Source organism: Hyphomonas sp. UBA4494 (assembly GCF_002388935.1).
In the GTDB taxonomy this organism is placed as follows: domain Bacteria; phylum Pseudomonadota; class Alphaproteobacteria; order Caulobacterales; family Hyphomonadaceae; genus Hyphomonas.
The window spans coordinates 18,391-43,905 of sequence record NZ_DGNK01000004.1; the positions used below are offsets into that span (position 1 = coordinate 18,391).

At 59.6% G+C, this 25,515-nt stretch carries 28 protein-coding genes; 14 read left to right on the forward strand and 14 right to left on the reverse strand.

Annotation, left to right across the window (positions count from 1 at the left end; translation table 11 throughout):
• Window positions 1-40: 40 nt before the first annotated feature.
• The gene (gene rplQ, locus B2P82_RS01975) at window positions 41-463 is read left to right on the forward strand and encodes a 50S ribosomal protein L17 (RefSeq protein ID WP_034814177.1); all 423 of its coding nucleotides are present in this window, start codon (window positions 41-43) and stop codon (window positions 461-463) included.
• Window positions 464-647: 184 nt separating this feature from the next.
• Entirely contained in the window at window positions 648-1,775 is a 1,128-nt protein-coding gene (locus tag B2P82_RS01980) for an iron-containing alcohol dehydrogenase (RefSeq protein ID WP_156947868.1), read from the forward strand.
• Between the two features lie 35 nt (window positions 1,776-1,810).
• On the opposite strand, the gene B2P82_RS01985 is transcribed toward B2P82_RS01980, so the two are convergent.
• On the reverse strand, window positions 1,811-3,019 hold the full coding sequence (locus B2P82_RS01985; protein ID WP_290494777.1) for a glycosyltransferase family 2 protein: 1,209 nt from the start codon (window positions 3,017-3,019) through the stop codon (window positions 1,811-1,813).
• 150 nt (window positions 3,020-3,169) lie between these two features.
• Window positions 3,170-3,361 (reverse strand): hypothetical protein, encoded by a 192-nt coding sequence (locus B2P82_RS01990; RefSeq protein ID WP_290494779.1) that lies wholly within the window; start codon window positions 3,359-3,361, stop codon window positions 3,170-3,172.
• A gap of 477 nt (window positions 3,362-3,838) precedes the next feature.
• Between B2P82_RS01990 and B2P82_RS01995 the strand changes: the two genes are divergently transcribed.
• The 3 genes from B2P82_RS01995 (at window position 3,839) to B2P82_RS02005 (ending at window position 7,096) form a co-directional block, all read left to right on the forward strand.
• Window positions 3,839-5,050, forward strand: coding sequence for an RtcB family protein (locus B2P82_RS01995; protein WP_290494781.1), 1,212 nt, complete (start codon window positions 3,839-3,841; stop codon window positions 5,048-5,050).
• Window positions 5,051-5,306: 256 nt separating this feature from the next.
• Window positions 5,307-6,386 (forward strand): hypothetical protein, encoded by a 1,080-nt coding sequence (locus tag B2P82_RS02000; protein WP_290494783.1) that lies wholly within the window; start codon window positions 5,307-5,309, stop codon window positions 6,384-6,386.
• A 113-nt stretch (window positions 6,387-6,499) separates the two neighbouring features.
• The gene (locus B2P82_RS02005) at window positions 6,500-7,096 is read left to right on the forward strand and encodes an HD domain-containing protein (protein WP_206992502.1); all 597 of its coding nucleotides are present in this window, start codon (window positions 6,500-6,502) and stop codon (window positions 7,094-7,096) included.
• A 9-nt stretch (window positions 7,097-7,105) separates the two neighbouring features.
• Here the strand turns inward: B2P82_RS02005 and B2P82_RS02010 are convergent, their stop codons facing one another.
• Both B2P82_RS02010 and B2P82_RS02015 read right to left on the reverse strand, forming a co-directional pair.
• Window positions 7,106-7,510 (reverse strand): Kazal-type serine protease inhibitor family protein, encoded by a 405-nt coding sequence (locus B2P82_RS02010; RefSeq protein WP_290485003.1) that lies wholly within the window; start codon window positions 7,508-7,510, stop codon window positions 7,106-7,108.
• Window positions 7,511-7,571: 61 nt separating this feature from the next.
• Complete coding sequence (locus B2P82_RS02015; RefSeq protein WP_206992504.1) at window positions 7,572-8,492, reverse strand: SDR family NAD(P)-dependent oxidoreductase; 921 nt, start codon at window positions 8,490-8,492, stop codon at window positions 7,572-7,574.
• A gap of 153 nt (window positions 8,493-8,645) precedes the next feature.
• Here B2P82_RS02015 and B2P82_RS02020 point away from each other — a divergent pair, with 153 nt between their 5' ends.
• Entirely contained in the window at window positions 8,646-9,014 is a 369-nt protein-coding gene (locus B2P82_RS02020) for a VOC family protein (RefSeq protein WP_290494785.1), read from the forward strand.
• A 3-nt stretch (window positions 9,015-9,017) separates the two neighbouring features.
• Here the strand turns inward: B2P82_RS02020 and B2P82_RS02025 are convergent, their stop codons facing one another.
• Window positions 9,018-9,503, reverse strand: coding sequence for a CinA family protein (locus B2P82_RS02025; RefSeq protein ID WP_290494787.1), 486 nt, complete (start codon window positions 9,501-9,503; stop codon window positions 9,018-9,020).
• A 277-nt stretch (window positions 9,504-9,780) separates the two neighbouring features.
• Here B2P82_RS02025 and B2P82_RS02030 point away from each other — a divergent pair, with 277 nt between their 5' ends.
• From B2P82_RS02030 to B2P82_RS02040, 3 genes are all read left to right on the forward strand, one after another.
• Window positions 9,781-11,082 carry a NupC/NupG family nucleoside CNT transporter gene (locus tag B2P82_RS02030; protein ID WP_206992507.1) on the forward strand — a complete coding sequence of 434 codons (1,302 nt, stop codon included), beginning with the start codon at window positions 9,781-9,783 and terminating at the stop codon, window positions 11,080-11,082.
• Between the two features lie 73 nt (window positions 11,083-11,155).
• The gene (locus B2P82_RS02035) at window positions 11,156-13,168 is read left to right on the forward strand and encodes a TonB-dependent receptor (RefSeq protein WP_290494789.1); all 2,013 of its coding nucleotides are present in this window, start codon (window positions 11,156-11,158) and stop codon (window positions 13,166-13,168) included.
• 10 nt (window positions 13,169-13,178) lie between these two features.
• Complete coding sequence (locus B2P82_RS02040) at window positions 13,179-13,793, forward strand: glutathione S-transferase family protein (RefSeq protein ID WP_290494791.1); 615 nt, start codon at window positions 13,179-13,181, stop codon at window positions 13,791-13,793.
• Here B2P82_RS02040 and B2P82_RS02045 read toward each other — a convergent pair.
• Both B2P82_RS02045 and B2P82_RS02050 read right to left on the reverse strand, forming a co-directional pair.
• Window positions 13,790-14,578 (reverse strand): SDR family NAD(P)-dependent oxidoreductase, encoded by a 789-nt coding sequence (locus tag B2P82_RS02045; RefSeq protein WP_290479090.1) that lies wholly within the window; start codon window positions 14,576-14,578, stop codon window positions 13,790-13,792. The two genes, B2P82_RS02040 and B2P82_RS02045, sit on opposite strands and share 4 nt — an antisense overlap.
• Window positions 14,575-15,003: a PaaI family thioesterase gene (locus B2P82_RS02050; protein ID WP_206992510.1), complete on the reverse strand. Its 429-nt coding sequence runs from the start codon at window positions 15,001-15,003 to the stop codon at window positions 14,575-14,577. The genes B2P82_RS02045 and B2P82_RS02050 overlap by 4 nt, the downstream gene beginning before the upstream one ends.
• 107 nt (window positions 15,004-15,110) lie before the next feature.
• Between B2P82_RS02050 and B2P82_RS02055 the strand changes: the two genes are divergently transcribed.
• From B2P82_RS02055 to B2P82_RS02065, 3 genes are read left to right on the forward strand one after another with little or no spacing between them, the layout of a single operon-like run.
• Window positions 15,111-16,271: an acyl-CoA dehydrogenase family protein gene (locus B2P82_RS02055; protein WP_290494794.1), complete on the forward strand. Its 1,161-nt coding sequence runs from the start codon at window positions 15,111-15,113 to the stop codon at window positions 16,269-16,271.
• A gap of 3 nt (window positions 16,272-16,274) precedes the next feature.
• Window positions 16,275-17,510, forward strand: coding sequence for a serine hydrolase domain-containing protein (locus B2P82_RS02060; RefSeq protein WP_290494796.1), 1,236 nt, complete (start codon window positions 16,275-16,277; stop codon window positions 17,508-17,510).
• Window positions 17,507-17,764 carry a DUF3253 domain-containing protein gene (locus tag B2P82_RS02065; RefSeq protein WP_290494798.1) on the forward strand — a complete coding sequence of 86 codons (258 nt, stop codon included), beginning with the start codon at window positions 17,507-17,509 and terminating at the stop codon, window positions 17,762-17,764. The genes B2P82_RS02060 and B2P82_RS02065 overlap by 4 nt, the downstream gene beginning before the upstream one ends.
• A gap of 5 nt (window positions 17,765-17,769) precedes the next feature.
• Here the strand turns inward: B2P82_RS02065 and B2P82_RS02070 are convergent, their stop codons facing one another.
• The 3 genes from B2P82_RS02070 to B2P82_RS02080 all read right to left on the reverse strand — a co-directional run bounded on the left by B2P82_RS02070 (window position 17,770) and on the right by B2P82_RS02080 (window position 19,653).
• The gene (locus tag B2P82_RS02070) at window positions 17,770-18,270 is read right to left on the reverse strand and encodes a SixA phosphatase family protein (RefSeq protein WP_290494800.1); all 501 of its coding nucleotides are present in this window, start codon (window positions 18,268-18,270) and stop codon (window positions 17,770-17,772) included.
• Window positions 18,270-18,764, reverse strand: coding sequence for a DUF3291 domain-containing protein (locus B2P82_RS02075; protein WP_290494802.1), 495 nt, complete (start codon window positions 18,762-18,764; stop codon window positions 18,270-18,272). Before B2P82_RS02075 ends, B2P82_RS02070 begins: the two co-directional genes overlap by 1 nt.
• A gap of 91 nt (window positions 18,765-18,855) precedes the next feature.
• Window positions 18,856-19,653 carry an enoyl-CoA hydratase/isomerase gene (locus B2P82_RS02080; RefSeq protein ID WP_206992514.1) on the reverse strand — a complete coding sequence of 266 codons (798 nt, stop codon included), beginning with the start codon at window positions 19,651-19,653 and terminating at the stop codon, window positions 18,856-18,858.
• A 148-nt stretch (window positions 19,654-19,801) separates the two neighbouring features.
• On the opposite strand from B2P82_RS02080, the gene B2P82_RS02085 reads away from it, so the two are divergent.
• The gene (locus B2P82_RS02085) at window positions 19,802-21,238 is read left to right on the forward strand and encodes a coniferyl aldehyde dehydrogenase (RefSeq protein ID WP_290494804.1); all 1,437 of its coding nucleotides are present in this window, start codon (window positions 19,802-19,804) and stop codon (window positions 21,236-21,238) included.
• A gap of 70 nt (window positions 21,239-21,308) precedes the next feature.
• Here the strand turns inward: B2P82_RS02085 and B2P82_RS02090 are convergent, their stop codons facing one another.
• The 3 genes from B2P82_RS02090 to B2P82_RS02100 form a co-directional block, all read right to left on the reverse strand.
• Entirely contained in the window at window positions 21,309-22,826 is a 1,518-nt protein-coding gene (locus B2P82_RS02090) for a DEAD/DEAH box helicase (protein ID WP_290480900.1), read from the reverse strand.
• 195 nt (window positions 22,827-23,021) lie between these two features.
• A complete protein-coding gene (locus B2P82_RS02095; RefSeq protein WP_290479084.1) occupies window positions 23,022-23,684 on the reverse strand; it encodes a zinc ribbon domain-containing protein in 663 nt (220 codons plus the stop codon).
• A gap of 43 nt (window positions 23,685-23,727) precedes the next feature.
• Complete coding sequence (locus tag B2P82_RS02100; RefSeq protein WP_206992518.1) at window positions 23,728-24,336, reverse strand: superoxide dismutase; 609 nt, start codon at window positions 24,334-24,336, stop codon at window positions 23,728-23,730.
• A 65-nt stretch (window positions 24,337-24,401) separates the two neighbouring features.
• Between B2P82_RS02100 and B2P82_RS02105 the strand changes: the two genes are divergently transcribed.
• A complete protein-coding gene (locus tag B2P82_RS02105; protein WP_290494809.1) occupies window positions 24,402-25,049 on the forward strand; it encodes a squalene/phytoene synthase family protein in 648 nt (215 codons plus the stop codon).
• Here the strand turns inward: B2P82_RS02105 and B2P82_RS02110 are convergent.
• Window positions 25,046-25,468: a MerR family DNA-binding protein gene (locus tag B2P82_RS02110; protein WP_349679718.1), complete on the reverse strand. Its 423-nt coding sequence runs from the start codon at window positions 25,466-25,468 to the stop codon at window positions 25,046-25,048. The genes B2P82_RS02105 and B2P82_RS02110 overlap by 4 nt on opposite strands.
• Between the last annotated feature and the right edge of the window lie 47 nt (window positions 25,469-25,515).

A 25,515-nucleotide genomic window follows, 5' to 3' on the forward strand; every position in this document is an offset into this window, starting at 1 on the left:
AGTAATCGGGGGCCTGACCACCTCCTTAAGGAACACGACAATGCGCCATCGCCTTGGATACCGTAAACTGAACAAGACGACATCGCACCGCAAGGCGATGTTCGCGAACATGGCTGCCAGCCTCATCGAGCATGAGCAGATCGTGACCACCCTTCCGAAGGCGAAGGAAATGGCTCCGCTCATGGACAAGCTGGTGACCCTCGCCAAGAAGGGCGACCTGAACGCACGCCGTCAGGCCCTTTCGAAGGTCCGTGACGAAGCGGCTGTCCGCAAGCTGTTCGACGTGATGGGCGAGCGCTACAAGGACCGTAATGGCGGCTATACCCGCGTTCTGAAAGCTGGCTTCCGCCATGGCGACAACGCACCGGTTGCCGTTCTGGAACTGGTCGACCGTGACGAGAGCGCCAAGGGTGCTGCGGATCGTGCACGTCACGAAGCCGAAATGGAGTCGATGGAAGGCTAGTCTTTCCTCGCTGTATTCGAATTGTTTCAGGAGCCCCGGACCCGCTGGTCCGGGGTTTCTTGCATTTGGGCAAAGGTTTTCCGTGTGTACGACATGACAGACCGTGCGATTTTCGGGCAATCTGCAACATTTACTGTTCAGGCCCGATAGGCGTAAGCCTGTAGTGAAATTGGGAGAAAGACCGATGGGATTCAGCTTCAAGACGCCGCCGCACATCCTGTTCGAACGGGGCAGTGCTGCCCAACTCGGCAAGCTGGTCAGCGATCGCATGAAACGCCCGGTCTTCGTGACGGACCAGGGCGTCATTGCGGCCGGCCTGGTGGAGGGCGCGCTGGAAAGCCTGCGCGATGCGGGTCTTGAAGTGTTTGTCTATGACAAGGTCGTTGCTGACCCGCCTGCGGCCACGATCCGCGATGCGGTCGCTGCGGCTCGCGAACATGGCGCCGATGGCGTGATCGGGCTGGGCGGAGGCTCGTCACTGGATACCGCAAAGCTGATTGCCGTGCTGATGGATTCCGGGCAATCGCTGGAAGACGTCTACGGCGTCGGCAATGTGAAAGGCTCGCGCCCACCGCTGGTGCTATTGCCAACGACAGCAGGGACCGGATCAGAGGTCACGGCGATCTCCATCGTCACGTCAGATGACATGAAGAAAATCGGAGTCGTTTCAGACCAGTTGTTTGCCGATCTCGCCATTGTCGATCCGATGCTGACGCTGACCGCGCCGCGCGGTGTGACGGCGGCAACCGGGATCGATGCGATGGTTCATGCCATCGAATCCTATACGTCAAAGCTGTTGCGCAATCCGGTCTCGGGTGCACTGGCCAAGGAAGGCCTGCGCCTGCTGGCCGGGAATCTGTTGCGCGCATGTGAGCACCCGGATGATATCGAGGCGCGCGAGGCCATGTGCATCGGAGCAACGCTCGCCGGGCAGGCCTTCAGCAATGCGCCGGTCGCGGCCGTGCATGCGATGGCCTATCCGCTGGGCGCGCTGTTCCATGTGCCGCATGGTGTGTCGAATGCGCTGATGCTGTCGCCGGTCTTGCGGTTCAATGCGGTCGTCGCCGCCAAGGACTATGCGGATCTCGGTCCCGTCGTTGGCGTGGCCCAGGACGCGAGTGCCTTTATCGACCATATGGTGGAGCTGTGCGCGAAAAGCGGCACGCCCCTGAAGCTGACCGAGGTTGGCGTCAATCACAATGACTTGCCAAAAATGGCTGAGGATGCGGTCAAGAATGAGCGCCTGATGAAGAACAACCCCCGTCTTGTCACGTATGACGATGCGCTGGCGCTCTATGAAGAAGTGCTCTGAGATGGATTCGTGGGATCACTGACCCGGTTCCACGCCTACTTGCCGGGCGATTTATGTGGCTCTGTCAGAAGGTCGTCCGGATACCAGGGGGAATCAGTTGGCCGGGAATTATGAAAGGCTGACGAGGTCAGCGTGATATAGAGCTGGAGCAGTCGCGAGGCCTTGCGGGGGTGGCCGCTTGTCAACTCGTCCCGGATACGCCACCGAAAACCGGTCGCGAGTTCGCCAATGAGTTCAGCGCCGTTACGGGACAGGCCAGCGACATCCCGCAAGCCCTGACCAATCACATGATCGTCCAGCAATTCCTGGATACCATATTTCGACTGGCTCCCTCGCCGGGCGATTGCACGTTCTGCCTGAGTCAGATCGAGATCCATCAGGAGCGCCGCATTCGCGAAGTCCCGCATGGCATGATCCCACAATTTCTTGCGTGCCATGATGGCGCCTCGTTGAATCAGCGCCTGACGCTTACTGGGGGTGCCGACAACACTCTCGCCCCGCGGCAGGAATTCGTCGAGCGCCCAGGTCTCGTAGATGCGCTTGAAGATGATCTGGTCATGCTGGATCCAGCGACGCACCAGTTCCGAGGCTGGAAATCTGTTCGCGCCTGAGCCGCGATCCCCATCATGCTGGCGCTGGTGGAAGACGATGGCGGGGCAGGCGACGCTGGTGCTGATCCGCGCTGCGCGGAGAATATAGTCATAATCGACCGAGCGCTTGAGCCCGGTATCGAATGGGCCAGTCGCATCCAGCAGTGTCTTTTGGAACAGCATGCCAGACTGGTGTGTGAACATGTCTTCCATCGTGGCGATCAGGAAGTCACGCGGGTGACACTCCCGCCAGTAGCCGGTGTCCTGCCAGACTCGCTCGCCGCCATTTGCGGGGTCGGTGAACCGGTCATGGCGTCCATAGCTGAAGCCAGCGGACGGGTTGGCGTCGAGCGCAGCTCCCAGTTTTTGGAGGGCGTCAGGGCAGGCGATGTCGTCATCGTCAACAACCCAGAGCCGGGTGCCGGTCATCAGCGTCATGGCCAGATTGATGGCCGCGGACTTGCCCTGGTTTTCAGTGCGCACATAGCGCACCTGCGGGTAGCGCGCTGCGACGTCCGGCGTGTTGTCGGTCGATCCATCATCTATCAGGATGACTTCATCCGGCTGTACGGTCTGGGCAAAAACGGACTTCAGGGAATCCGCAAGAAGAGACGCTCTGTTGCAGGTCGGAATGACTACCGAGGTCGATTGCATTCCAACAGGGTCCCGTTCTGGTGTTCACGCTACGCTGGCGAAAAGACCGCCAAGAAAAAGTAATTTGATTGCAAGGATAGCGCTTCTGCTTTTCCAATTCATTACTTGAACCTCTAAGACTAGCACGAAATACGTAAAACCCCGTCAGGATCAGCTGCAATAGTCGCGAAAAAGCGCATGTTTCATGATTTGTTGGAATGCACTGGCGGGGCCAAAGAAAGCGTCATCAAGGCCTGTTAATCGAGCGGGGAGTTCCAGACACCCCTGAGAGGCGAATTGATGACCTCGGATATTCAGGCGCAGATTGCGCCGGATCAGGTTTTCACGATCGCCGGACTTCATGACATACCTGTTGCAACAAGGTATGATCATTGGCGGTATCGGCATCATCGGCAACGGAATAGACCACGCGGCGAGATTTTTTCCGGTTGTCCGCCAAAGTGTATAGAGCCTTGTCGCACAAGGCGGATTCGGAAAAACTAGACAGGCTTCGGATGATCTTCGTTCGGGGCTTTTTCCTTTTTTTGGTTGACGCCTCGTATTCTCACGATCATAAGGCGCGCTCATTCCAGCCCGAGGACGGACCCATGAAACGGCCAAACTCAAATTTCCAGGCATATGAACGCACCCTACAACTGGGTTGCGAATGCTGCCGCATGGAGGTTGCTGGATAGGGCTGAACGTCAGCCCGGGGACCGTTTTTCGGTCTTATGCCGCCCTCCGCGCGTTTTCGCCCGGAGGGTTTTTTTGTCTTTCGAACCCGATGGAGACGCGTGGAGGGCTTGTCAGGAGGAGCTTCGTGACACGAAGCTGAGACCAATGAGTGAATTTGAAGTGATCGAAACCCGCGCCGGCGGACGTATCAAGGCCTGGGTAAAGGGTGTGCCTGTAGAACCACAAGCCCGTACACAGCTTGAGAGTGTTGCAGGCTTGCCGTTCATTCACAGCCACCTTGCCGTGATGCCCGATGTCCACTTCGGGCGCGGCGCAACGGTCGGCTCGGTCATTCCCACCAAGGGGGCGATCATCCCGGCGGCGGTCGGAGTCGATCTTGGCTGTGGGATGATGGCCATCCGGACGAGCCTGACGGCAAATGACTTGCCTGATAGCTTGTCGGCCATCCGTAGCGAGATCGAACGCAAGGTGCCTGTGGGAAATGGGCGCGGTGGCAGCCACAAGGAAACACCCGCGCGTGCAGCCACGGCGCTTCGGGCCTCCGGCATGGCGGAGCGGCTCGACGTGATCCTGAAGAAGCACAAGCGCATCCAGCGGACGGCCTTTGCGAAACAGCTGGGGACGCTTGGCGGCGGGAACCATTTCATCGAACTGTGTCTCGATGAAGTGGACCGTGTTTGGGTCATGCTGCACTCCGGATCGCGCGGGACCGGGAACATTCTTGGCACCCACTTTATCCGGGAGGCGCGTGAGGCACTGGAGCGGCGCGTGCTGGGCTATCATGTCCCGGACAAGGATCTCGCCTTCTTTGTTGAAGGAGAAGACCTGTTCGACGACTATACCTATGCGGTCAGCTGGGCGCAGGACTATGCTCGCCTGAACCGCGAGGTGATGATGGACCGTGTCCTGTTTGCCTTGCGTGAGCATTTTCCGGCCTTCTCGCTGGAGAAGGAGGCGGTGAACTGCCACCACAATTATGTGGAGCGGGAACACCATTTCGGGGCGGACATCTGGGTGACCCGCAAGGGGGCCGTCCGTGCCGGGAAGGACGAACTGGGGATCATTCCCGGTTCAATGGGGGCGAAATCCTTCATTGTTCGCGGAAAGGGCAATGCCGACTCCTTCTGCTCGTGCTCGCACGGGGCAGGCCGTGCCATGAGCCGGACTGAAGCCAAGCGGCGGTTCTCGGTCGAGGACCACCGGGCGGCAACGGATGGCGTCGAATGCCGGAAAGATTCCAGCGTGATTGACGAAACGCCAATGGCCTACAAGGACATCGACGCAGTCATGGCGGCGCAGACTGATCTGGTGGAGGTGGTTCACACGTTGAAACAAATCGTTTGCGTCAAAGGTTGACACATTGTCGCACTTTGGATTATACGCCCAATTCCTGTCAGGCCGTTCGTGCGTTTACGGAAGGCCTGGCAGACCAACCGAAAGAAACAAGATGAAGCTGAGTTGTAACACGACAAACAGCTCCTTGCAGATGCGGGGAGCGCTATCAGCGGCTCCCGCGCATTGGCCGGTCGCCTCCTGATATAATCACAGATTGAATTTCGATAGTCCGTTTCTGAAGAGTTCAGTTGTCGGAAGATGTGAAAGGAGGTGGATCATGGGCGCGCCCATGACCCGTGCTGGTGTCTTGCTGTTTGGCAAGCCGTCGGCAGCGACGCCATTGTTGGGCTATATTGCCGGCCCCCACGCAGAGCGGATTGCTCGTTTCTGGCCTGTGCCGCATGCCGGGTTCCTGACCCTGCCGTCGGCACGGCGCCATGCGGCGGCAATTCTGCTGGAGCGGCGTTGGAGCAGCACCAGCGATGATGGCATGGATATCGTGCGAGTGGTGGAACGCGCCCGCGACGCCGAGCTTGCGCGTATCCTGATGCGCGGCGATGCGCCGGGCGGCCTGATGAAGGCACTCGGCCGGATGGGTGAACAATTGTGGGAGGTGGGTGACTATGCCAACTTCCTCAGCTTGTTTGCAGATCCTGAAGCGGTGAAAGTCTTGCGGCACATGCCGCAGATTCGAGCCGATCGTCTGGGCGTGATCGTGGCGGTGCCGGAAGCCTTGCGGGTTCCGGGTATCGTGGCGAACTTGCCCGAAACGCCCCAAGCTGTGGAAGACCTGGCCGCAGCCTACCAGCTCGCACGGCAAATCCACGGGGCGAGCGGAGCGTCTCGTCTGGTTCAGCGTTGGGAGCGCGCGAACAGCGCGTTGGCCCTGTTCGACATGGCGGCCGAAGCCCTGCAGCCGGTCGAGTTTGGACGAGTGCTGGCTCCACCCGCCCTGCCGGACTGGTTCGAACCGGTCCGGACCCGAAAGGCGCTGAACGAGATGGCGTTGGAATTCCGAAATTGCTTGCGAGACTTTGCCGCCGACCTCGCCATGGGCCGGATGGCGGTTTATGCGGTTCGCAAATCGTCCAGCCCGCCGGTGGCTCTGGCCCTGCGCCAGGATGTGGCCGGCTGGAGACTGGCCGAGGCGTTGCTGAAGGGCAATGACGATCTGAGTGATGCGCATTTGCGTCAGCTGATCGATGTGCTCACCGCGGTTGGTGTCAGGACCGGGGAATCCGCCTGGGCCTTGTCCCAGCGGTTGCACGATCATGTCTGTCCGGATTGCGGGCCTGCGCATGTGCCACCGCGCACTACCTGGCGCCAGCGTTTGGCACTTGGCTCTCTCTGGGACTGAGTGCAGGCCAGCATCGCATAGAGGCGTCCTCGAAGCTTATGGCCTCGGGGGCGTTTCCATTTGTGACGCGGGCGTCATCAGTGTATTCTGCCTGAAAATATCAGGAGGAAGACATGGCCGACGGACACGACATGGGCGAACGCGCGAAGTTTCGCGAAATGCTGGAAGGCACCAAGGATGATTGGGATATCATCGTTGAGCATTCCAAGAGCTTCAACAAGGGGCTCGCCAAGCGCGTAATCGACCATCTGCGCCTGCTCGATGGCGATTATGGTGGCTTCCCGATCGACCGGTTGGAACATTCCATCCAGACCGCGACCCGCGCGCATCGCGACGGCCGCGACGAGGAATATGTGGTCTGCGCGCTGCTTCACGATATTGGCGACACGCTGGGCAGCTACAATCATCCGGATGTGGCCGCCGCGATCCTGAAGCCGTTCGTGTCAGAGGCCAATCTCTGGATGGTAGCCAATCATGGCGCGTTCCAGGGCTATTACTTCTTCCACCATATCGGGCTGGACCGGAATCTGCGAGAGCATTTCAAGGACAGCCCGCATTACGAATATTGCGCGCAGTTCTGCCATCTCTACGACCAAGCCGCGTTCGATCCGGACTATGAGAGCGAGCCGCTGGAATTCTTCATCCCGATGGTCGAGCGCGTCTTCTCGAAGCCGGTAAATTCCATGTATCTCAAGGCGATGCAGGAATAGTCTGAGGTATTACTCCTCAGACGTTTCCAGCATGCAGGGGCCTTCGCTGGCGATGCTTGTCATCGCGGCGTGGGCTTCGCACTTGTTGCCATAGGTCTTCCCGTCACAGCCGCAGACCGGGCGATATTCGCGCGTGCACATCGGGCGGACTTCGGTGCAGACGCCGGCCGCATCTGCGATGTTGCGGCAGGCCCCGTCATCCATTTTGCAGAACAAGCCATCTCTACACTGGATGGCGGCAATGCCTCCGCAGGTTTCACCAACACCTGCGATTGGTGGGCCAGGCGGCAGTTGCGTTGGGGGAGGCGAGGGAATTGGCTCAACCTCAACAAGTATAGTGTCTTCCGGGGGCTTCTCGAACCAGGCACAGCCGGTGAGAAGCGTGATAGACAAAACAAGAGCGATGAGGCGCATGATAATCTCCCTGTTTACAGGAAGTACCTGCGCCCCAATCGCGTATTTGGCAAGCCGGAGCTTAGCCTTTCATGCCGGCTGCGACAGCCGCAAAGATGTTCTGGCCGTGCTCGCCGCCAGACTGGAAGGCAGGCTTCGTGGTCGAGACATCGGTGATCTGGTCCCATTTCGCCGCAACGGCTTCAGCCGACAGACCTTCACCCTGGCCCACGAAGACGCCTTCGGTCTCGACGATGCGCGCCATCGAGAAGGCACCAGCACCGGCTGACAGGATCATGCCGGTCGGGGCTTCATCCTTGACGAGGTTCATCACGCCGGGCGTGACATATTCCGGCTTGAGCTGGGCGAGCACTTCGTCGGGCATCAGGCCTTCCGTCATGCGAGTTGCAGCAATCGGGCAGACGGCGTTGATTTTAATGTTGTTTTTTGCACCTTCAATTTTCAGCGTGTTCATCATGCCCACCACGCCGAGCTTGGCAGCGCCATAGTTGGCCTGGCCGAAATTGCCGTAGAGGCCGGTGGAAGATGTGGTCACGACGATGCGGCCGAAGTTCTGCTCTTTCATGATGTTCCATGCAGCGTGGACCGGCATGAAGCTGCCGCGCAGATGGACGTCAATTACGAGATCGATGTCGGCCTGGGTCATCTTGGAGAAAGATTTGTCGCGCAGGATTCCGGCATTCGCGATGATGATGTCGATGCGGCCCCACTTGGCCATCGTGTCATCGATCATCTTCTTGACGCCAGCCTCGTCGGAAACCGACGATCCGTTCGCGATGGCTTCGCCCCCCATGGCCTCGATTTCCTTCACAACGGCTTCGGCCGCTTCGGAATTTCCGCCGGTGCCGTCCAGCGTGCCGCCGAGGTCGTTGATGACAACTTTCGCGCCGCGGCGGGCGAGTTCCAGCGCGTGGCAACGGCCGAGACCGCCGCCGGCTCCGGTGACAATGGCGACGCGATCGTCGAAACGGATATCTGACATGGGACTATTCCTCATTCCTTGACTGTTCTGCCTCGTGTCAGACCAAACGCTGACGTAAACGTCAAGCATACCCGTAGCGTCACCTCTTGCGCGGATTGCCGCGCCGTGATTGCGTTTTGGCCAGCCGAAGAAAAGTATCCAGGGAGGATCGTCATGCTGGCTTATGTAACACTGGGATCAAACGACAAGGACAAGGCCGTCGATTTCTATGACGCGGTCATGGGGGAGCTGGGCGGGCAACGCGTCTTCGCCAATGACCGGCTGCAATTCTATGGCACCGGCCCCGGCCAGCCGATGATCGCGATTGGCGGTCCTTATGATGGCGAAGCCGCCTCTGCCGGCAATGGCGTCATGCCGGCGCTTGGCTGCAAGGATAATGAGACCGTCGACCGCGCCTACAAGAAAGCGCTAGAAATGGGCGGCACCTGTGAAGGCGAGCCGGGCCAACGCCTGCCAAACTTCTACGGTGCCTATTTCCGGGACCCCGACGGCAACAAGCTCTGCGTCTGCAAGCTGGGCTAGGTATCAGCCCAGCGCCGCCAGGAAGACTTCGAGCGTCTCTTTTGCAAAGAGGCGCATGTTTTCCGGGCGGTCGCTGAGGCCGGTCTCCAAAGTGGTGGAGATCTCGAACCGGTTCGGGCCGACTACGGCGATGCAGGTGTGGCCTGCGGCGTCGCCATAGCCATTGCCGGTTGGGCCTGAGGCGCCGGTCTCGCAGAGGCCCCAATCGGCGGCGAGCTTGCCGCGAATGGTGTTGGCCAGCAGACGGGCATAGGGCTCAGTCGAAGAGCGCATGTCGCCAATATCTTCTCGTGTCAGGCCGAGCAGATGCTTGAATGCCTTGGGCGTGTAGATAACGCCGCCCCCACGATAATAGGCCGAGGCGCCGGGCACGGCGAGCAGCGCCGCCGAGATGAGGCCGCCAGCTGAGGATTCCGAGATGGCCACGGTCTCGCTGCGGGCCTTGAGCGTGTTTGCGATCTGTTGCGCGATGGGGATGAGTGTTTCCATGCGCGTCACTTGAGCAGCCGGGTGGGCGCCGCGCAAGCCGGACGTCGGGAGAGGGCCGGGCCCTAGTCTCCCGCGCCGGTGCTTCGACTTCGCCCATCCTTCGACTTCGCTCAGGATGAGTCCGCACTCTGCTGCCAGGTTGCAGCGCTCAACCTGAGCGAAGTCGAAGGATGGGCAGGCTGGGGGAGTTGCACGCAGTTGCGCACATGAATACTTCCCCTCCGGCCAAGGCGCCGCTAAGCCTGAATGTGACAGTTTTGGGGAAAGGGAGCGGCGAATGCTTTCCATCGCAGGGTATGAATGGGGCTGGGACAATGCGCGGGCGCTGCTCGGCATCTTGCTGATCTATGGTGTGTGCTGGGTGTTGTCAGAGAAGCGGAAACTGTTTCCGTTCCGGCTGATCATCGGCGCGACGATCATGCAGTTCGTGTTTGCGCTGATCCTGTTTGGCATCCCCTTTGTGCGGGCGATCCTGTTCAAGGCCAATGACGTGGTCGATGGCCTGCAAAATGCGACGCGGGCCGGCACCAGCTTTGTGTTCGGGTATGTCGGTGACAATGTGGCCGCGCAGCAATTGATGGATGGGTCGCCGCCGCCGCTGTTCTTTTTCCAAATTCTGCCAATCGTGATCGTCGTTGCCGCGCTGTCCGCCATTCTCTGGCACTGGCGCATCCTTCAATGGGTCACAAACGGGTTCGCCTATATCTTTCAGCGCGCGATGGGGCTTGGCGGGGCAACGTCTCTCGCCGTGTCGGCCAATGTGTTCATGGGTATGACCGAGGCGCCGGTTCTGATCCGGCCCTACATCAAGGGTATGACCCGGTCTGAGCTGCTGATCATGATGACGGCGGGCTTTGCGACCATCGCAGGCAGTGTGCTTGTGGTGTATGGGGCGTTCCTTGAAGGCAAGATGGACAATCCGCTGGCACAACTGCTGACCGCCTCCATCATGGCGGCCCCGGCAGCGGTGGCCGTGGCGCTCTGCCTGATTCCGGAGACGACGCCCGCGACCGAGCGGATGAAGGAACCTGATTTCAGCTATTCTTCCACGATGGATGCTTTTTCGACGGGCGCCTCTGACGGCCTGAAGATCGTGCTGAACATTGCGACCATGCTGATCGCGGCGCTGGCGCTGCTCTGGCTGGTCAATGCAGGGCTGGGCGCATTCCCGGATGTGGCGGGTGCACCGCTCTCCATTGAGCGTATCCTTGGCTGGATCTTCGCGCCGCTGATGTACATGATCGGCGTGCCGATGGGCGAGGCGGCGCAATCGGGCTCGCTGATGGGCGTGAAGACGGTGCTGACCGAATTCGTGGCCTTCCTGCAACTCGCTGAAGTGCCTCAGGACGCAATGGACCCGCGCACGCGCATCATCACGGCGCACGCCATTTGCGGTTTTGCGAATTTCGGCTCCATGGGCATCCTGATTGGCGGCCTGAGCATTGTGGAACCGGCGCGGCGGGATGATTTCCTGGCGCTGGCTTGGCGGACGCTGTTGGCGGGGACGCTGGCGACGTGTCTTTCTGGCGCGGTGGTCGGGGCGCTGCCATATCAGCTATTTGCAGGTGTGGGTGGCTGATCTTTCCGCTCGCCTCCCGCACGGTCAGGCCTAGACTTCAGGGCTGGGATTGGCACGAGTGCGGGATATGAAGATGACACGATTTCGAATTGGGTTGCTGGCCGCCTGCGGTATGGCAACGGCTATGCCTTCTTTGGCACAGGAACGCTTGGCGCCGGTGAGCGTCTGGGGTGATCGGACAGAGACCGATCCCGGGAGCCTTGCGGGTCTGGACGCTGCTGAGATCGACGAGACGCTCGCCGATCATCCTGCTGAGATCCTGAACAAATTGCCCGGCGTGAACATTCAGATGAATTCCGGGCAGGAGCATCTGGTTGCAATCCGCTCACCCGTGCTGACCGGCGGGGCCGGGCAGGGAAGTTTCCTGGTCATGGAGAATGGCGTGCCGGTGCGCTCGCCCGCTTTTGGCAACGTCAACAGTCTGTTCGAGCCACATCATGAAGTGGCGAGCGCGATTGAAGTCGTGCGCGGGCCGGGCAGTGCGAAATACGGTTCCAATGCCGTGCACGGACTGGTCAATGTCATCTTGCCGGAAGTCGGCAGCGGCGGCCAGGTGGTCGCGAGCTATGGCACTCTTGGTCGCTGGCGCACGGATGTCACGCTGGACGAGGGGGCGCACTGGCTGGCGGCGGTATCCTTGCAGAAGGATACGGGCTGGCGCGACAATACGGGCGTGGACCAGCAGAAACTGACACTGGTCGGCGACTGGATGCTGGGCGACTGGGACACGACGACATGGCTCACCGCGTCAAACCTCAACCAGGAAACGGCCGGCTTTGCTCAGGGGCCGGATGCCTACAAGGATGAGGACATTGCCAAATCCAATCCGAACCCGGAAGCCTACCGCGATGCGTGGTCGGCGCGGGCAGGCGCGCGGCTGTCTCAAAACCTCAGCGGCGGCACGCTGACCCTGACGCCGTATGCGCACACCCAGTCGATGATCTTTGCACAGCACTTCCTGCCGAATGGTGGCGTGGAGAAGAATGGCTCGACCGGTGGGGGTGTGATGGCGCGCTTTGAACGGGAGGCTTCCGACAGCCTGACCTGGCGCGTGGGCGCGGATGTTGATGTTGCAAGCGGCTGGCTGACTGAAATCCAGCCCGAACCGTTCGGCTTCTTTCCGGGCGACTCGCGTTTCCCGCAAGGTAAACACTATGACTACACCGTCAACACGTTGATGGGGGCGGTCTGGGGCGAGCTGGATTTTGCGCTGAGTGAGGATGTGCACGTGCTGGCTGGGCTGCGCGCGGAAGCGCATGAGTATGACTATTCGACCGATGTGGCGCCCGGCATCAATGGCCGGTTCAATGTGCCGGATGACCGGACCGATAATTTTGACCTCCTGACGCCGAAGCTGGGCCTGATCTGGTCGGTAACGGAGGTGACCGATCTTTATGCGAACTATGCCCGCGGCGAGCGCGCGCCACAGGCCTCTGATCTCTACCGCCTGCAAAGCCTGCAAGTGTCCGGACAGGTGGAGGAAGAGACGCTCGACAGCGTCGAGATTGGCGCGCGGGGCAATGCGCTGAACGGTCGGCTGGTATATGATGTTGCGGCCTACTGGATGGAGAAGGACAATTTCTTCTTTCGTGACAGTGACGGGCTGAACGTTCCGGATGGGGCGACCGAGCACAAGGGCGTGGAAGCCTCCGCGGCATTTGAGCTGACGCCTGTCCTGAGCGTGTCCGGCTCGGCCAGCTGGTCTGACCAGACCTATACATTCGACCGGATCACCGGCTCTGGCACCGAGACCATCCGCGACGGCAATGAAATCGACACGGCGCCGGAATGGCTGGCCAATGTGTCGCTCGACTGGCAGGCGACGGACGCGATCAAACTGTCACTGAATGTTGATCATGTCGGCGAGTATTTCGTGGATCCCGCGAACACGACCACTTACCCCGGCCACACCGTGCTGGGCGCGCGGGGCGCGTGGGCCCTCAGCGAGACGGCCGAGCTGTTCTCGATCGTGCGGAATCTGACAGACGAAAATTATGCCGACCGGGCAGATCTCGCCTTTGGCAATGAACGCTACTTCCCTGGCGAACCTCTGAATGCGACGCTGGGCATGAGAAAAACATTCTAGGAGGAAACCGATGAAACTCTATCATAGCCCCATGGCCCCCAATCCGGACCGGGTTGTCTTTTTCCTGCGCGCGAAAGGCAAATTGGACGCGGTGGATCTGGAAGAAGTCTCCATCATGAAACAGGAGCACCGGACGAAGGAATATCGCGAGGTCTCTCCGTTTGCGCAGGTGCCGGCGCTGGTGCTGGATGATGGGACCAAGGTCACCGAAAGCCGGGCGATTTGTACCTATTTCGAGAATGTCTTCCCGGAGCCGAACCTGATGGGAACGGACGCGAAGGAAAAGGCCCTGATCGAGATGTGGGATCGCCGGGTCGAGCTGATGTTCATGGTGCAGTTCGCGACCTGGTTCCGCAATGCGCATGAGATGATGGCGCCGCTGGAAGTCCCGCAGAGCGCCGAGGCCGCTGCCAAGGGTGAGAAGAACGCCAAGCGCATGGCTGAGCGGTTTGATGCCCACCTTGCCGACCACGAATTCCTCGCGGCTGACCGGTTCTCGATTGCGGACATTACGCTGTTCATCACCTGTGGCTTCTGCCGCGTCATGAAATGGGCGCCGCACAAGGAGCACGAGAATCTCGGTCGCTGGTACGACGCCATGAAGGCACGCGGTTTTGCGGGCTAGGCGTTCTTGATGTTCATCCCGCCATCGACCGGGATATGCACGCCGGTCAGGAAGCTGGCCGCTGGCAGGACGAGAGATAGCGTCATATTGGCCACCTCTTCCGGGATGCCGTAACGGCGCAAAGGCACGCGGCGCTTGGCGTAGATTTCCTTGTGCTCGTCCTGGATGCCAGCGGTGATGCCCGTATGGATCGGGCCGGGGCAGATCGCATTGACGGTGATGCCTTCACGACCAAGGTCGACGGCGAGCCCGCGGGTCAGGCCGATGACGCCATGTTTGGCTGCGACATAGGGCGAATTGCCCGGCGTGGCGCCAAGGCCTTCCGTGGACGCAATGTTCACGATGCGACCAAAGCCTGCCTTGCGCATGTAAGGGAGCGCTGCGCGGATGGCGCGCTGGTGGGAGGTCAGCATGACATTGATGCTGTCGGCCCATGCGTCTTCATAGCTTTCCTCGGCAACGTCAGCCATCCTGGCGAAGCCGGCATTGTTCACGAGAATTTCCAGCCCGCCGAAATGCGCGGCCGTCTCGTCCACGACGCGCTTGATCGCGTCCTTGTCGCTGACGTCCAGCGCCCAGCCCTGCACATTGGCGAAGCCAGCATCACGGATTTCCTGAACAACGACATCGACATTTTCCTGCTTGAGGTCTGTCACGGCGACGTTGGCGCCTTGGCGGGCGAACAGGTGGGCGGTGGCGCGGCCCATGCCGCTGGCGGCGCCGGTAATGAGTGCGGTCTTGCCTTCAATGGAGCGCGAGAGATCCTGATATGGCGGGTGGCTCATGTGCGTTTCTTTCGTTTCTTGATTGTGCCGGAGAAGTTGAGGACGGGTCGGCCATTCGCGGTGACAAGGCCGCGCACGAAGGTGATGGAGCCCCCCTTGCGGAGCACTTCGCCGCGCGCTTCGATGTATTCGCCTTCCAACGCGCCATCCAGAAATTCAGACGTGAAGGCGACCGTGACTCCGTATTCGCCCTCCATGCCGTCATGCGCGATCGCGAACAGGGAGAAGTCACCGAACGCCATCAGGCAGCCGCCATGCATCACGCCGCCCGCATTCATATGCTTGCGTTGTGCCCGAAAGGCCGCGACCGGGCCATCATCGTCAATCTTGAAATAGAACGGACCGGCGGCATCGTGTTCAAACGGCTCGTCGGGCCATGTCTGCCAGCCGGCAAACTCCCCGGTTTGGACTGTTTCTGCGGTCATTCCGCCTCCCTGCTGTTTTTCCGGCACGATACCGCACAGTCACCCTTCGACAAGCGTGCCGTTGGGGCATAGATTACGTGGGAAGGTATATAATCGGAGGAAATCGTATGGCATTCGATGCCGAAATCCGCGCGGCGCTGATCGAGCAGGTGCGCCGCTTCGTGACCGAGAAATGCGTGCCGATCGAAGCGCAAGTCGGCGACGAGGACGAAGTTCCGCAGGCTGTGGTCGATGAGATGAAGAATCTCGGCCTGTTCGGCATTGCGGTGCCGGAAGAGTATGGCGGCCTCGCGCTGGACATGGAGACCGAGGCGCTGGTGGCGTTTGAGCTCGGCCAGACCTCTCCAGCCTTCCGCAGTGTGGCCGGCACGAATATCGGTATTGGGAGCCAGGCGCTCGTCCTGTTCGGGACCGACGCGCAGAAGGAAAAATGGCTGCCGGGCATCGCGTCAGGCGATCTGATCGCGAGCTTTGCGCTGACCGAGCCGGAAGCGGGCTCTGATGCGGGCAGCCTGACCACAAAGGCAATCCGTGACGGCGATCATTATGTGCTGAACGGCACCAAGCGCTACATCACCAATGCCAACAAGGCGGACCTGTTCACAGTCATGGCGCGGACCGATGTGGATACGCCGGGCCCAAAGGGCGTGTCAGCCTTTGTCGTGGAACGCGACACACCGGGCGTGTCGGTTGGTGTGCCGGAAAAGAAGATGGGCCAGCAGGGCGCGCACATTTGTGACGTGATCTTCGAAGATGCCCGCGTGCCAGCCGAGAACATCATCGGCAAGGAAGGCGAAGGCTTCAAGGTTGCGATGAGCGTGCTCGACAAGGGACGCCTGCACATCTCAGCCGTAGCAACGGGCGTGTCGAAACGCCTGATCCGCGAGATGGTGAATTATGCCCTCGAGCGGAAGCAATTCGGCACGGCCATCATGAACCACCAGATGATCCAGGCGATGATCGCTGACAGCCAGGCTGAGACTTATGCGGCGGAATGCATGATCATGGATGCCGCGCGTCGGCGCGATGCGGGCGAGGATGTCACCCTACTCGCCTCTTCCACGAAATTGTTTGCCACCGAGGCGTGCGGCCGGGTGGCTGATCGTGCGGTGCAGGTGTTTGGCGGTGCAGGCTATGTCTCCGACTATGGCATCGAGCGATTCTACCGCGACGTGCGCATCTTCCGCCTGTATGAAGGCACCAGCCAGATCCAGCAGATCATCATCGCACGCGAATTGGCCAAGGCGGCCAAATCCGGGAGACTTTAAGCCATGTTCGAACACGATTTGACCGACCCGCATGATGTGGGCCTGAATGCCGAACGGCTTGCAGCCATTCCGCAATATTTCCAGCAGAACTATATCGACCGAGGCAAATTACCATGCGTGGCGACATTGGTGTCACGCGGGGGCGAGGTGGCGCTGGAGGATTATTCCGGCACCACGCATATTGGCGAAGGCGAACCGATCGGTCCGCATACGATCTTCCGAATCTATTCCATGACCAAGCCAGTCACGTCTCTGGCGGCGATGATGCTGTTCGAGGAGGGCAAGTTGCGCCTGGACCATGAAGTGTCGCGCTTCATTCCCGAGTTCGCGGACGTCCAGGTTTTCGACGGAGGCAGTCGCGAGGATTATACGACCCGCGCACCTGACCGCCCGATGACAATCCTGGACTTGTTCACGCATACATCGGGAATCACGTACGGCTTCCTGATGCAGGACGAACCTGACGCGATCTATCGCAAGCACAAGATCGGTGCGCCGACCGAAACCTTGCTGGAAATGAGCCAGCGGATCGCGAAACTGCCGCTCTCATTCTCGCCTGGCACACAATGGGGATATGGGCATTCCATTGACGTGCTCGGCGCGATCGTCGAAATCGTTGCGGGGCAACCTCTCGATGAGTTCTTCCGGGAACGTATCTTTGGTCCACTTGGCATGGATGATACCGACTTCTGGGTGCCGGAGAACAAGATTGACCGGTTGATGGCATGCTACAACAAGCATCCGTTGACTGGCGAGATATCGATGTCCGATGCCGCTGGCAAGGAGTCGAAGCTCTATAGCAAGCGTCCGAAACTGCTGAATGCTGGCGGCGGTCTGGCCTCTACCGTGCGGGATTATCACCGTTTCTGCCTGATGCTGATGCGTGGCGGTACGCTGGACGGCGCACGCATCATCAGCCCGAAGACGTGGGAGTTCATGCGCCAAAATCATCTTCCGGATGGCAAGACGATCAAGGAGATGGGAGACAAGACGTTCTCCGAAGCGCGGATGGAAGGCAATGGTTTCGGGCTCGGGGGCTCTGTGCTGACTGATCCGGTTGCCTCGATGCAGCCTTCCAGTCTGGGCAATTTCAGCTGGGGTGGCCTTGCGTCCACCTTCTTCTGGATTGATCCCGAAGAAGAAATGGTCGTCATCCAGGCGACACAGATGATCCCTTCAGGCACCTATCCGATCAGGCCACAATTGCAGCAACTCGTTTATGCGGCGGTGGACTGGTGAACGAGGAGAAAGCGAACCCGGTCAGGCAGGCGATTCTAGATCTGACCACAGAAGCTGGTGCAGGCAAGACGATCAGTGCTGAACAGGCAGCGCGCGCCGTGAGTGATGCGAATTTTCAACGTGTGCTGAAGGATGTGCGGGCAGAAGCCGTGCGCCTGCACAAGGCGGGCACAGTCTTGATCTATCGGAAAGGCAAACCTGTCGAGGATCCGGATGTGTTCAAGGGCGTCTATCGGCTGGGCCTTCCAGCCTGACGGAGCTAGTTTCCATAGCGGCGGATTTCTGTCCGGAATCCGCGGCCCTTGGAAGTCAGTACATAAAGGCGGTCATACTCAGTGGCCTCGACAATCGGCGCGCCGGGTTTGCCGCCGAGTGCTTTGACGAGTTCGGGCGTGGTGTTGGAATGGCCCACGACGAGGATGTTTCCGGGCGTCGCGCGGAGCATGTTCGCAAAGGTCTCCAGATTGCCGGCGTCATAGGGCAGCACGGTGAGGCCAGTGGCCTTGGCAATTGGAAGAGCTGTCTGTCGCGTGCGCCGGGTATCGGTTGAGTAGATCGCTGTAAGGCCGGCCTGCTTCAATTCGTTTGCGAGAATATCAGCCCTGGCCCGACCGACAACCGTCAGGTCCGGATCGTCTCCGGCGGCTTTCTCTGCGTGGCGGACCAGATAGATTTGGCGGGCATCTGGCGCAGGCGACGAGGCGCACGCCGCCAATGGGATCGACGCCAAAAGCCCGAGTGCAAGTCTCCGTGTCAGCATCAGGCTGCCACCGGTTTGCGGATCGGGTGCTCAAGGGAAAACGCAGATTCTGTCGGACCGTTCTGCCTCAGGGATTGCAGCCTCTCCCAGCCATCCTGCATCGAGAAGCGCTCACCCCGCGGGGCCCACCAGAGTACGAAGCTGGCCCCGTCACTGCGGTCCAGACTGTCGGACAGACGGCGCATCCCGGGTGGGTGTGTGCGTCCACTATAAGAGAACTCTTTCAGGGCTTCGATCGATGTCCAGCCAGCCATGGTGCACACATCCGGCGCAGCCATGTCGCGGGGATAAGGAAAGGCATCTTGCATGCCATACCAGTCACCATTTGGGCGCCGGATGCCGTGCGTATGCCAATGCATGCCGTCAAACGAGTCCGCGTCAGTGAAGATACGGGGCAAAATTGCCATGAATACCCGGACGAATTCATTCTCCATGTTGAACGCGCCTAATGGGCGCGCGCAATTGAAGTGAATCAATCGGTATTCCGTCGTCATTGAAATGTCCCCGTCCAATTTGGACAGGGATATGACAAAGCCGTTTCGCAATTGTTAAGAGAAAACGGACGGCAAAAAATAAACCTTCCGGCTACTTCCCTTTAAACTCTGCCGGGCGTTTCTTGAGGAATGCGGTAACGCCTTCCTTGAAGTCATCCGTGCGCCCCGCAGTGCGTTGAGCGATGCGCTCGTCATAGATGGCCTCATCGAAATCGGATTCGCAGGCTTTCCAGATCAGCTCGCGTGCCAGAGACAGGGCGATGGTCGGGCCGGTTGCCAACTTCTCGGCCATTTCCAAAGCCGTGGGCATCAATTGGTCATCCTCAACGATGCGATTGACCATGCCCCATTCCAACGCTTTTTCCGCAGGGACCTTATCGCCGAACAGCGCCATTTCCATTGCGCGCACGCGGCCGATCGTGCGGGCCAGAAGCCAGGTCGATCCGCCATCTGGTACGAGGCCTATGCGGCGGAAGGCTTGAAGGAAATAGGCGCTCTGGGCGCAAACCACGATGTCGCCAACAAGTGCGAGTGAACAGCCGACGCCAGCAGCGGGACCATTCACGGCAGTAATGACCGGATGCGGATGTTCCTTGATGGCCTGCATCAGCGGATTGTAGTGCGTTGTGAGGGCGCGCCCCGCATCTGGCTTGGAGCCTTCATGGCTGAGTTGTACGCTGAGACCGCCGGGGCCGAGATTCGCGCCGGAACAGAAGCCACGACCTGAGCCGGTCAGAATAGTGCAACGCGCCTCGTCCGCTGCCACTTCGAATGCGTGGAGCAATTCCTGCGCTGTATCGACGCCGCAGGCATTCAGCGTGCTTGGATCATCAAAGCTGATGACGGCGATGTCGCCTTTCAGCTCATAGGAAATTTTTGTGTAGGCCATGTGTTCCGCTCCCGATGGACATTTTTTGCCACCCTATTGTGTCGTCTGGCCCGCGTGAACGCCTGACCCAACGGAAATGTTTTTTATTTTGTTCAGGGGTCAATGCGCGTTACACTCAGGTGAGGAAACGACCCAAAGGAAGAAATACATGGCCCTAGATAGTGCTACCGGATCCGGCATGAGCTCGATACTGAGCCGCCAGAAAGCCGCACATATTCGCGACGGCATTCCCTCCGTTTCGAAACGAATCGAATGGCTGGACAAGTCCATCGACCTCCTGGTGACGCATGGCGACGCTCTGGCCGAAGCCATGCGGGAAGATTTTGGCCATCGATCTGTGGACCAGTCAAATTTGACCGATATTGCCGGGTCTATCGGCGCGCTCAAATTCTCGAAGAAGCATGTCGCCAAATGGATGCGGCCTGAGAAACGCAAGGTCGAATTTCCGCTTGGCTTGCTCGGCTCGCGCGCGGAGCTTCAGTTCCAGCCAAAGGGCGTGATCGGTGTGATCAGCCCCTGGAACTTCCCGGTCAATTTGACCTTCGCGCCGCTGGCGGGCGTGTTCGCTGCTGGCAATCGCGCGATGATCAAGCCATCGGAATTCACCGAGGCGACCTCAGAGCTGATGAAACAGCTGATTGGTCAGTATTATGACGAAGAAGAAGTGGCGGTCATCACGGGCGGTCCGGAAGTGGGCGCGGAATTCTCCAAGCTTGCTTTTGATCATATGGTCTTCACGGGCGCGACGTCGATTGCGCACCACGTCATGCGCGCCGCAGCAGACAATCTCGTGCCGCTGACGCTGGAGCTTGGCGGGAAAAGCCCGGTCATCCTCGGGCGGTCGGCCAATATGGAAAAAGCGGCAAGCCGTATCATGGCGGGCAAGACTTTGAACGCAGGCCAAATCTGCCTGGCTCCAGACTATGCCTTCGTGCCGCAGGAAAAGACCGCAGAATTTGTGGGCGCGGCGACCAAAGCCATTGAGACGATGTATCCGTCGGGCCTGAAAGACAATGACGACTACACGTCAGTCGTGAACCAGCGCCATTATGACCGGATCATGAGCTATATCGAGGAAGCGCGCGAAAAAGGCGCGGAGGTCCACGAACTCAATCCGGCGGGAGAGAACTTCTCCCAGCAGCCGCACCGCAAGATCCCGCCGCACATTATCGTCAATCCGGGCGATGATTTGAAAGTTATGCAGGATGAAATTTTCGGTCCGATCCTGCCCATCAAGTCTTATGGTGAAACAAAAGATGCGGTGGCATATGTAAACGCGCATGACCGGCCGCTTGGGCTTTACTATTTCGGTGAGGACTCGACCGAGAAAGATTACGTGCTGAACAATACGACGTCGGGGGGCGTGACCGTGAATGACGTCATCTTCCATGTCGCGCAGGAAGACCTGCCCTTTGGCGGTGTGGGTCCATCCGGCATGGGCAGCTATCACGGTCGGGACGGCTTCATGGAGTTCAGTCACAAGAAGTCAGTGTACATACAAACGGGCGGTGAGATGCTGGCCATGATGCGCCCGCCTTATGGCGACAAGTTCCGGGGTCAGGTGAAAGGCCGCATCAAGCGCTAGGCTCTGTTTCCGGAAACAAGAAAGCCCGCCGGCAATGCTGGCGGGCTTTTTCTTTTGCGGTCTGTTCGAACTAGCGTTTCAGGAATGCTGGAATATCGCTGCCGAAGCCTTTGACCTTTTCAGGAGCCGGATCGAGGATAGGGTCGTCATCCTTGCGCTTGCGGTCCCGTTCGCGATCGCGTTTTGGCTTCGCCGCACGCTCACGCTTTGGCTTCTCTTCCGGGCGATCATCTGTCTGGGCATCGGACTTCGGTTCAGTCTTTGCCTTGGGCTCTTCAGCCTTGGCTTTAGGCTTGGACTCGGCGGGAGTTGCCTCTTCCAGCTTGTCGGTGTTCTCGTCGCGCCGACGGCTGCGCGAGCGACCGCCGCGTGATTTGTCGTCACGACTGCCTGACCGGGAACGGCCGCGGCTGCGACTTTCATCCGGTGGCAGGTCTCCGAGTTCCTCAAGCAGGCCCTCGGGCATATAGTCCTCGACATCCTGCTGGATCATCTTGAGGACAAAGCCCCAGGATTTTTCGTCCGACGGTGACACAACCGTGAAGCTTTCGCCCGTACGCCCGGCGCGGCCGGTCCGCCCGATCCGGTGAACATAATCCTCGTCTTTGGGTGGCGGCGAATAGTTGAAGACATGTCCGACGTCCGGAATGTCTAGCCCGCGTGCGGCGACATCCGACGCTACGAGCAGCTTCAGGTCGCCGTCACGGAAACGCTGCAGCACTTGGGTGCGGAAGGCCTGCGGCAGGTCGCCATGAATGGCGGCGGCGTCGTGGCCATGCTTTTGCAAAGAGGCCGCGACGATATCGACTTCGACCTTCCGGTTACAGAAGACGATGCCGTTCTTCACGTCGCGGGACTCGATCACGCGGCGCAGCGCGGTGCGCTTGGCCTTCGCGTCATTGGTCGGAATGTGGACCACGTGCTGTGTGATCGTCTTGGCGGCGTCCGTCGGACGGGCAACTTCGATCTTGACCGGGTCGCGCTGGAAGGTCTTCGCCAGTCTCTGAATATCGGTCGGGAAGGTTGCCGAGAATAGCAGAGTCTGCCGTTTCGCCGGAATTTTGGAGACAATCTTCTCGATGTCGGGAATGAAGCCCATGTCGAGCATGCGGTCGGCTTCGTCAATGATGAGGTAGTCGACCCCCATCAGCAGCAGCTTTCCGCGTTCGAACTGGTCCATCAGGCGGCCCGGTGTGGCGATCAGTACGTCGACACCGCGCTGGAGCAGACCTTCTTGTTCCTTGAAGCTGACACCGCCAATGAGCAGGGCCATGGTGAGTTTCAGGTGCTTGCCATATTTCTCGAAATTCTCGGCCACCTGCGCGGCCAGTTCGCGCGTCGGGCAGAGGATCAGGCAACGGGGCATGCGGGCCCTCGCCCGTCCGCGCGCAAGGCGATGGATCATCGGGAGCACGAAGGCCGCCGTCTTGCCGGTGCCGGTTTGCGCGATGCCTGTGACGTCGCCGCCGGCGAGGATATGGGGGATGGCTTCGGCCTGGATCGGCGTGGGCGTGGTATAGCCTGCCTCTTCCACAGCCTTAAGTACGTTCGGCCCAAGGCCGAGGTCTGCAAATGTTACGTCAGTCAATGTTATGGTTCCTGGAATGGTTTCTGATTCAACCCGGCGGCCTTGGTGGCCGCAGTTTCCCGCGTTCAGTGCCTTAGTGCACTTTTGGCGGGCCGGGCGAATTCCATGCCCGGAGCGTCGTGTTGCGCTGCACATAAGCCAAATTGTGACTAAATGGAAGGGGGGCCGCCCAGCTTTCGCCCGAGAGCGCGCAGGTCAGACGCGATAGCGCTGGACGTCATCGATCAGATTTTGCAGCACGCGCTTGGATCGGCCCCAATCAAATGCCTGTCCGGGCACGGTAATCGTGCCTTTCAGCAATGTGCCTTCCTCACGGGATTCCAAAGTGATGATCATGTTGCCTTCCCAGGACCAGACAGAAGAGGCCATTTTGGAATTGATGATGCAGCCATCGCCTGCCTCTGAAATATCCACGATTGGCTGGCTGCGGCTGGCGAGCGAACAGACCACGGCAGCGAGCGTTTCGCCGAACGTGTTGCGAAAGCCTTGCGACAGTTCGCGGTCCATCTTGAGGCCGAGCTTGGCATAAAGCGGGATGGCGATGTCTTTCATCGCGGCCAGCGGGACCCCGCCCGCGCCAGCCGCCGCCATGACGGGCTCGGCATATTTGAAGAACTGTTCTGCGGTCATCCCTTGGGGAGTCGCCCCGGTGACTTGGACGACCCGTGCTCGAACATCGGGATGGTTGATGATCTCTCCCACATTCATCGAATTGCGCCAATCGACGCTGGGATCAACATTCTGTGCAGGGAGGGATGGCGGTGAGGCGGAGTGTGCGCCGTCTGTAACAGCTGTTCCGCAATTGGCGCAGAAGCGGTGGCCATCTCCCAGCTTCTGTCCGCAATTTGTACAAAACATGGGCGGTCCCCTCGTCCATATGACGAGAGGACCTTACCCCAAATCAGGCGCCCGCGTCAGCGAGATTCTGGTTCGCAAAATCCCAATTCACGAGATTGTCCAGGAAAGCGCCCATATAGTTCGGGCGGCTGTTCTGGTAGTCGAGGTAGTATGCGTGCTCCCAGACATCCATGGTCAGGATCGGCGTAGCGTCGATATCTGTGACCGGCGTTTCCGCGTTCGGGGTCTTGGTGATGTGCAGCTTGCCGCCCTTGTAGACCAGCCAGGCCCAACCGGAGCCAAACTGACCGCCGCCTGCTGCTTTGAAGTCCTTCACGAACTGGTCGTAGCCGCCCAGGTCGCGGTCGATCAGTTCTGCCACTTTGCCGTGCGGTTTGCCGCCGCCGCCCGGTTTCATGCAGTGCCAGTAAAATGTGTGGTTCCAGACCTGGGCCGCATTGTTGAACAGGCCGGCCTTGCCGCTATCGGCTGCGGCTTTCTTGATGATGGATTCGAGCGACTCGTTTTCGAGGTCGGTGCCCTCGATCAGGCCGTTGAGGTTGTTGACATAAGCGGCGTGGTGCTTGCCGTGGTGAAAGTTCAAGGTCTCCTCGGAGATGTGCGGCGCCAGGGCGTCGCGTCCGTATGGGAGATCAGGGAGGGAAAATGCCATTTTGGGCGTCCTTTCTTGCAGCAAAGTATCTGGTCTAATTACGCGTCTTCCCACATATGGGTTGCATGTCAAACCAGACTAGCCCTCTTTCCAAATCTCAATGGGCCGCAATCGACAAGCGGATTCTGCGGGCAGACGAAGACCGCTGGATTTCCAGCCGCTATGCGAAGGACGATCAGCGACAGGCGCTGACGGCACTTTATGCGCTGGCATACGAGCTGGCACGGGTGCGCCTGGTGGTTTCGGAAGAGGGTCTTGGCCTGATCCGGTTCCAATGGTGGCGGGATGCAATTTCCGAAATTGAAATGGGCAAAGTGCGCGAACATGACGTCGCGCGGGCCTTGAAAGAAGAGATCGAGGCCGGGCGCCTGAAAACACGCGCCTTGCAGGATCTGATTGATGGTTATCAGGCTGCCTTTGAAGCGCAGGACCGGGCATTGGAACCGGAAGGCTGGCTTGCGCTGACGGCGGCGCATGTGCTGACGCCGATGCATAACTGGGCTGAGGAAATCCGGAACGTCGCGCCCTATTTTGCCGCCGCTCGCCGCTCTGACTCCAAGGCATTCGGCCCGATCCTGCCGCCTGCACCGAAGCCGATCCGGCCAGCCATTGCGCATTTCCGGCTGCGCAAACTCTACACCGAGGGCAAGACGCCGAACGCGATCCAGAAACGGCTCTGCGTGCTGCAGGCGGTCCGTAGCGGCAAGGTCTAGGGCTCGAACGCCTTCAAGATGGGGCATGGGCCGCCATCCTCATATGCACATTCTTCCGCAAGCCGTTTCAATGACGCCCGGGCCTGCTGTAGCTCGTTGATCTGGGCATCCAGCGCCTTGAGGCGATCTGTTGCCATTTGTCTCGCTTCCGTGCGGTCTGTCATCGCGTCGAGTTCGATCAGGCGGGCAATTTGCTTCAACGTGAAGCCGGCGGCCTGCGCAGAGCGAATGAAACGAAGGCGTTCCATATCTGCCCGGCCATATTGGCGGATGCCACCTGAGACGCCACTGCCTTGCGGGCGCTCCGGTAGCGGCATCAGACCCAGACGCTGATAATAGCGAACGGTTTCCACACCTACGCCTCCAGCTTTGGCCAATTTTCCAATCGAGATTTGAAGATCTTGTTGCAACCGTACCATGGTACGGGGGTTATATAGGCAAGGTCTGAAGTCCACAATCGGAGTTT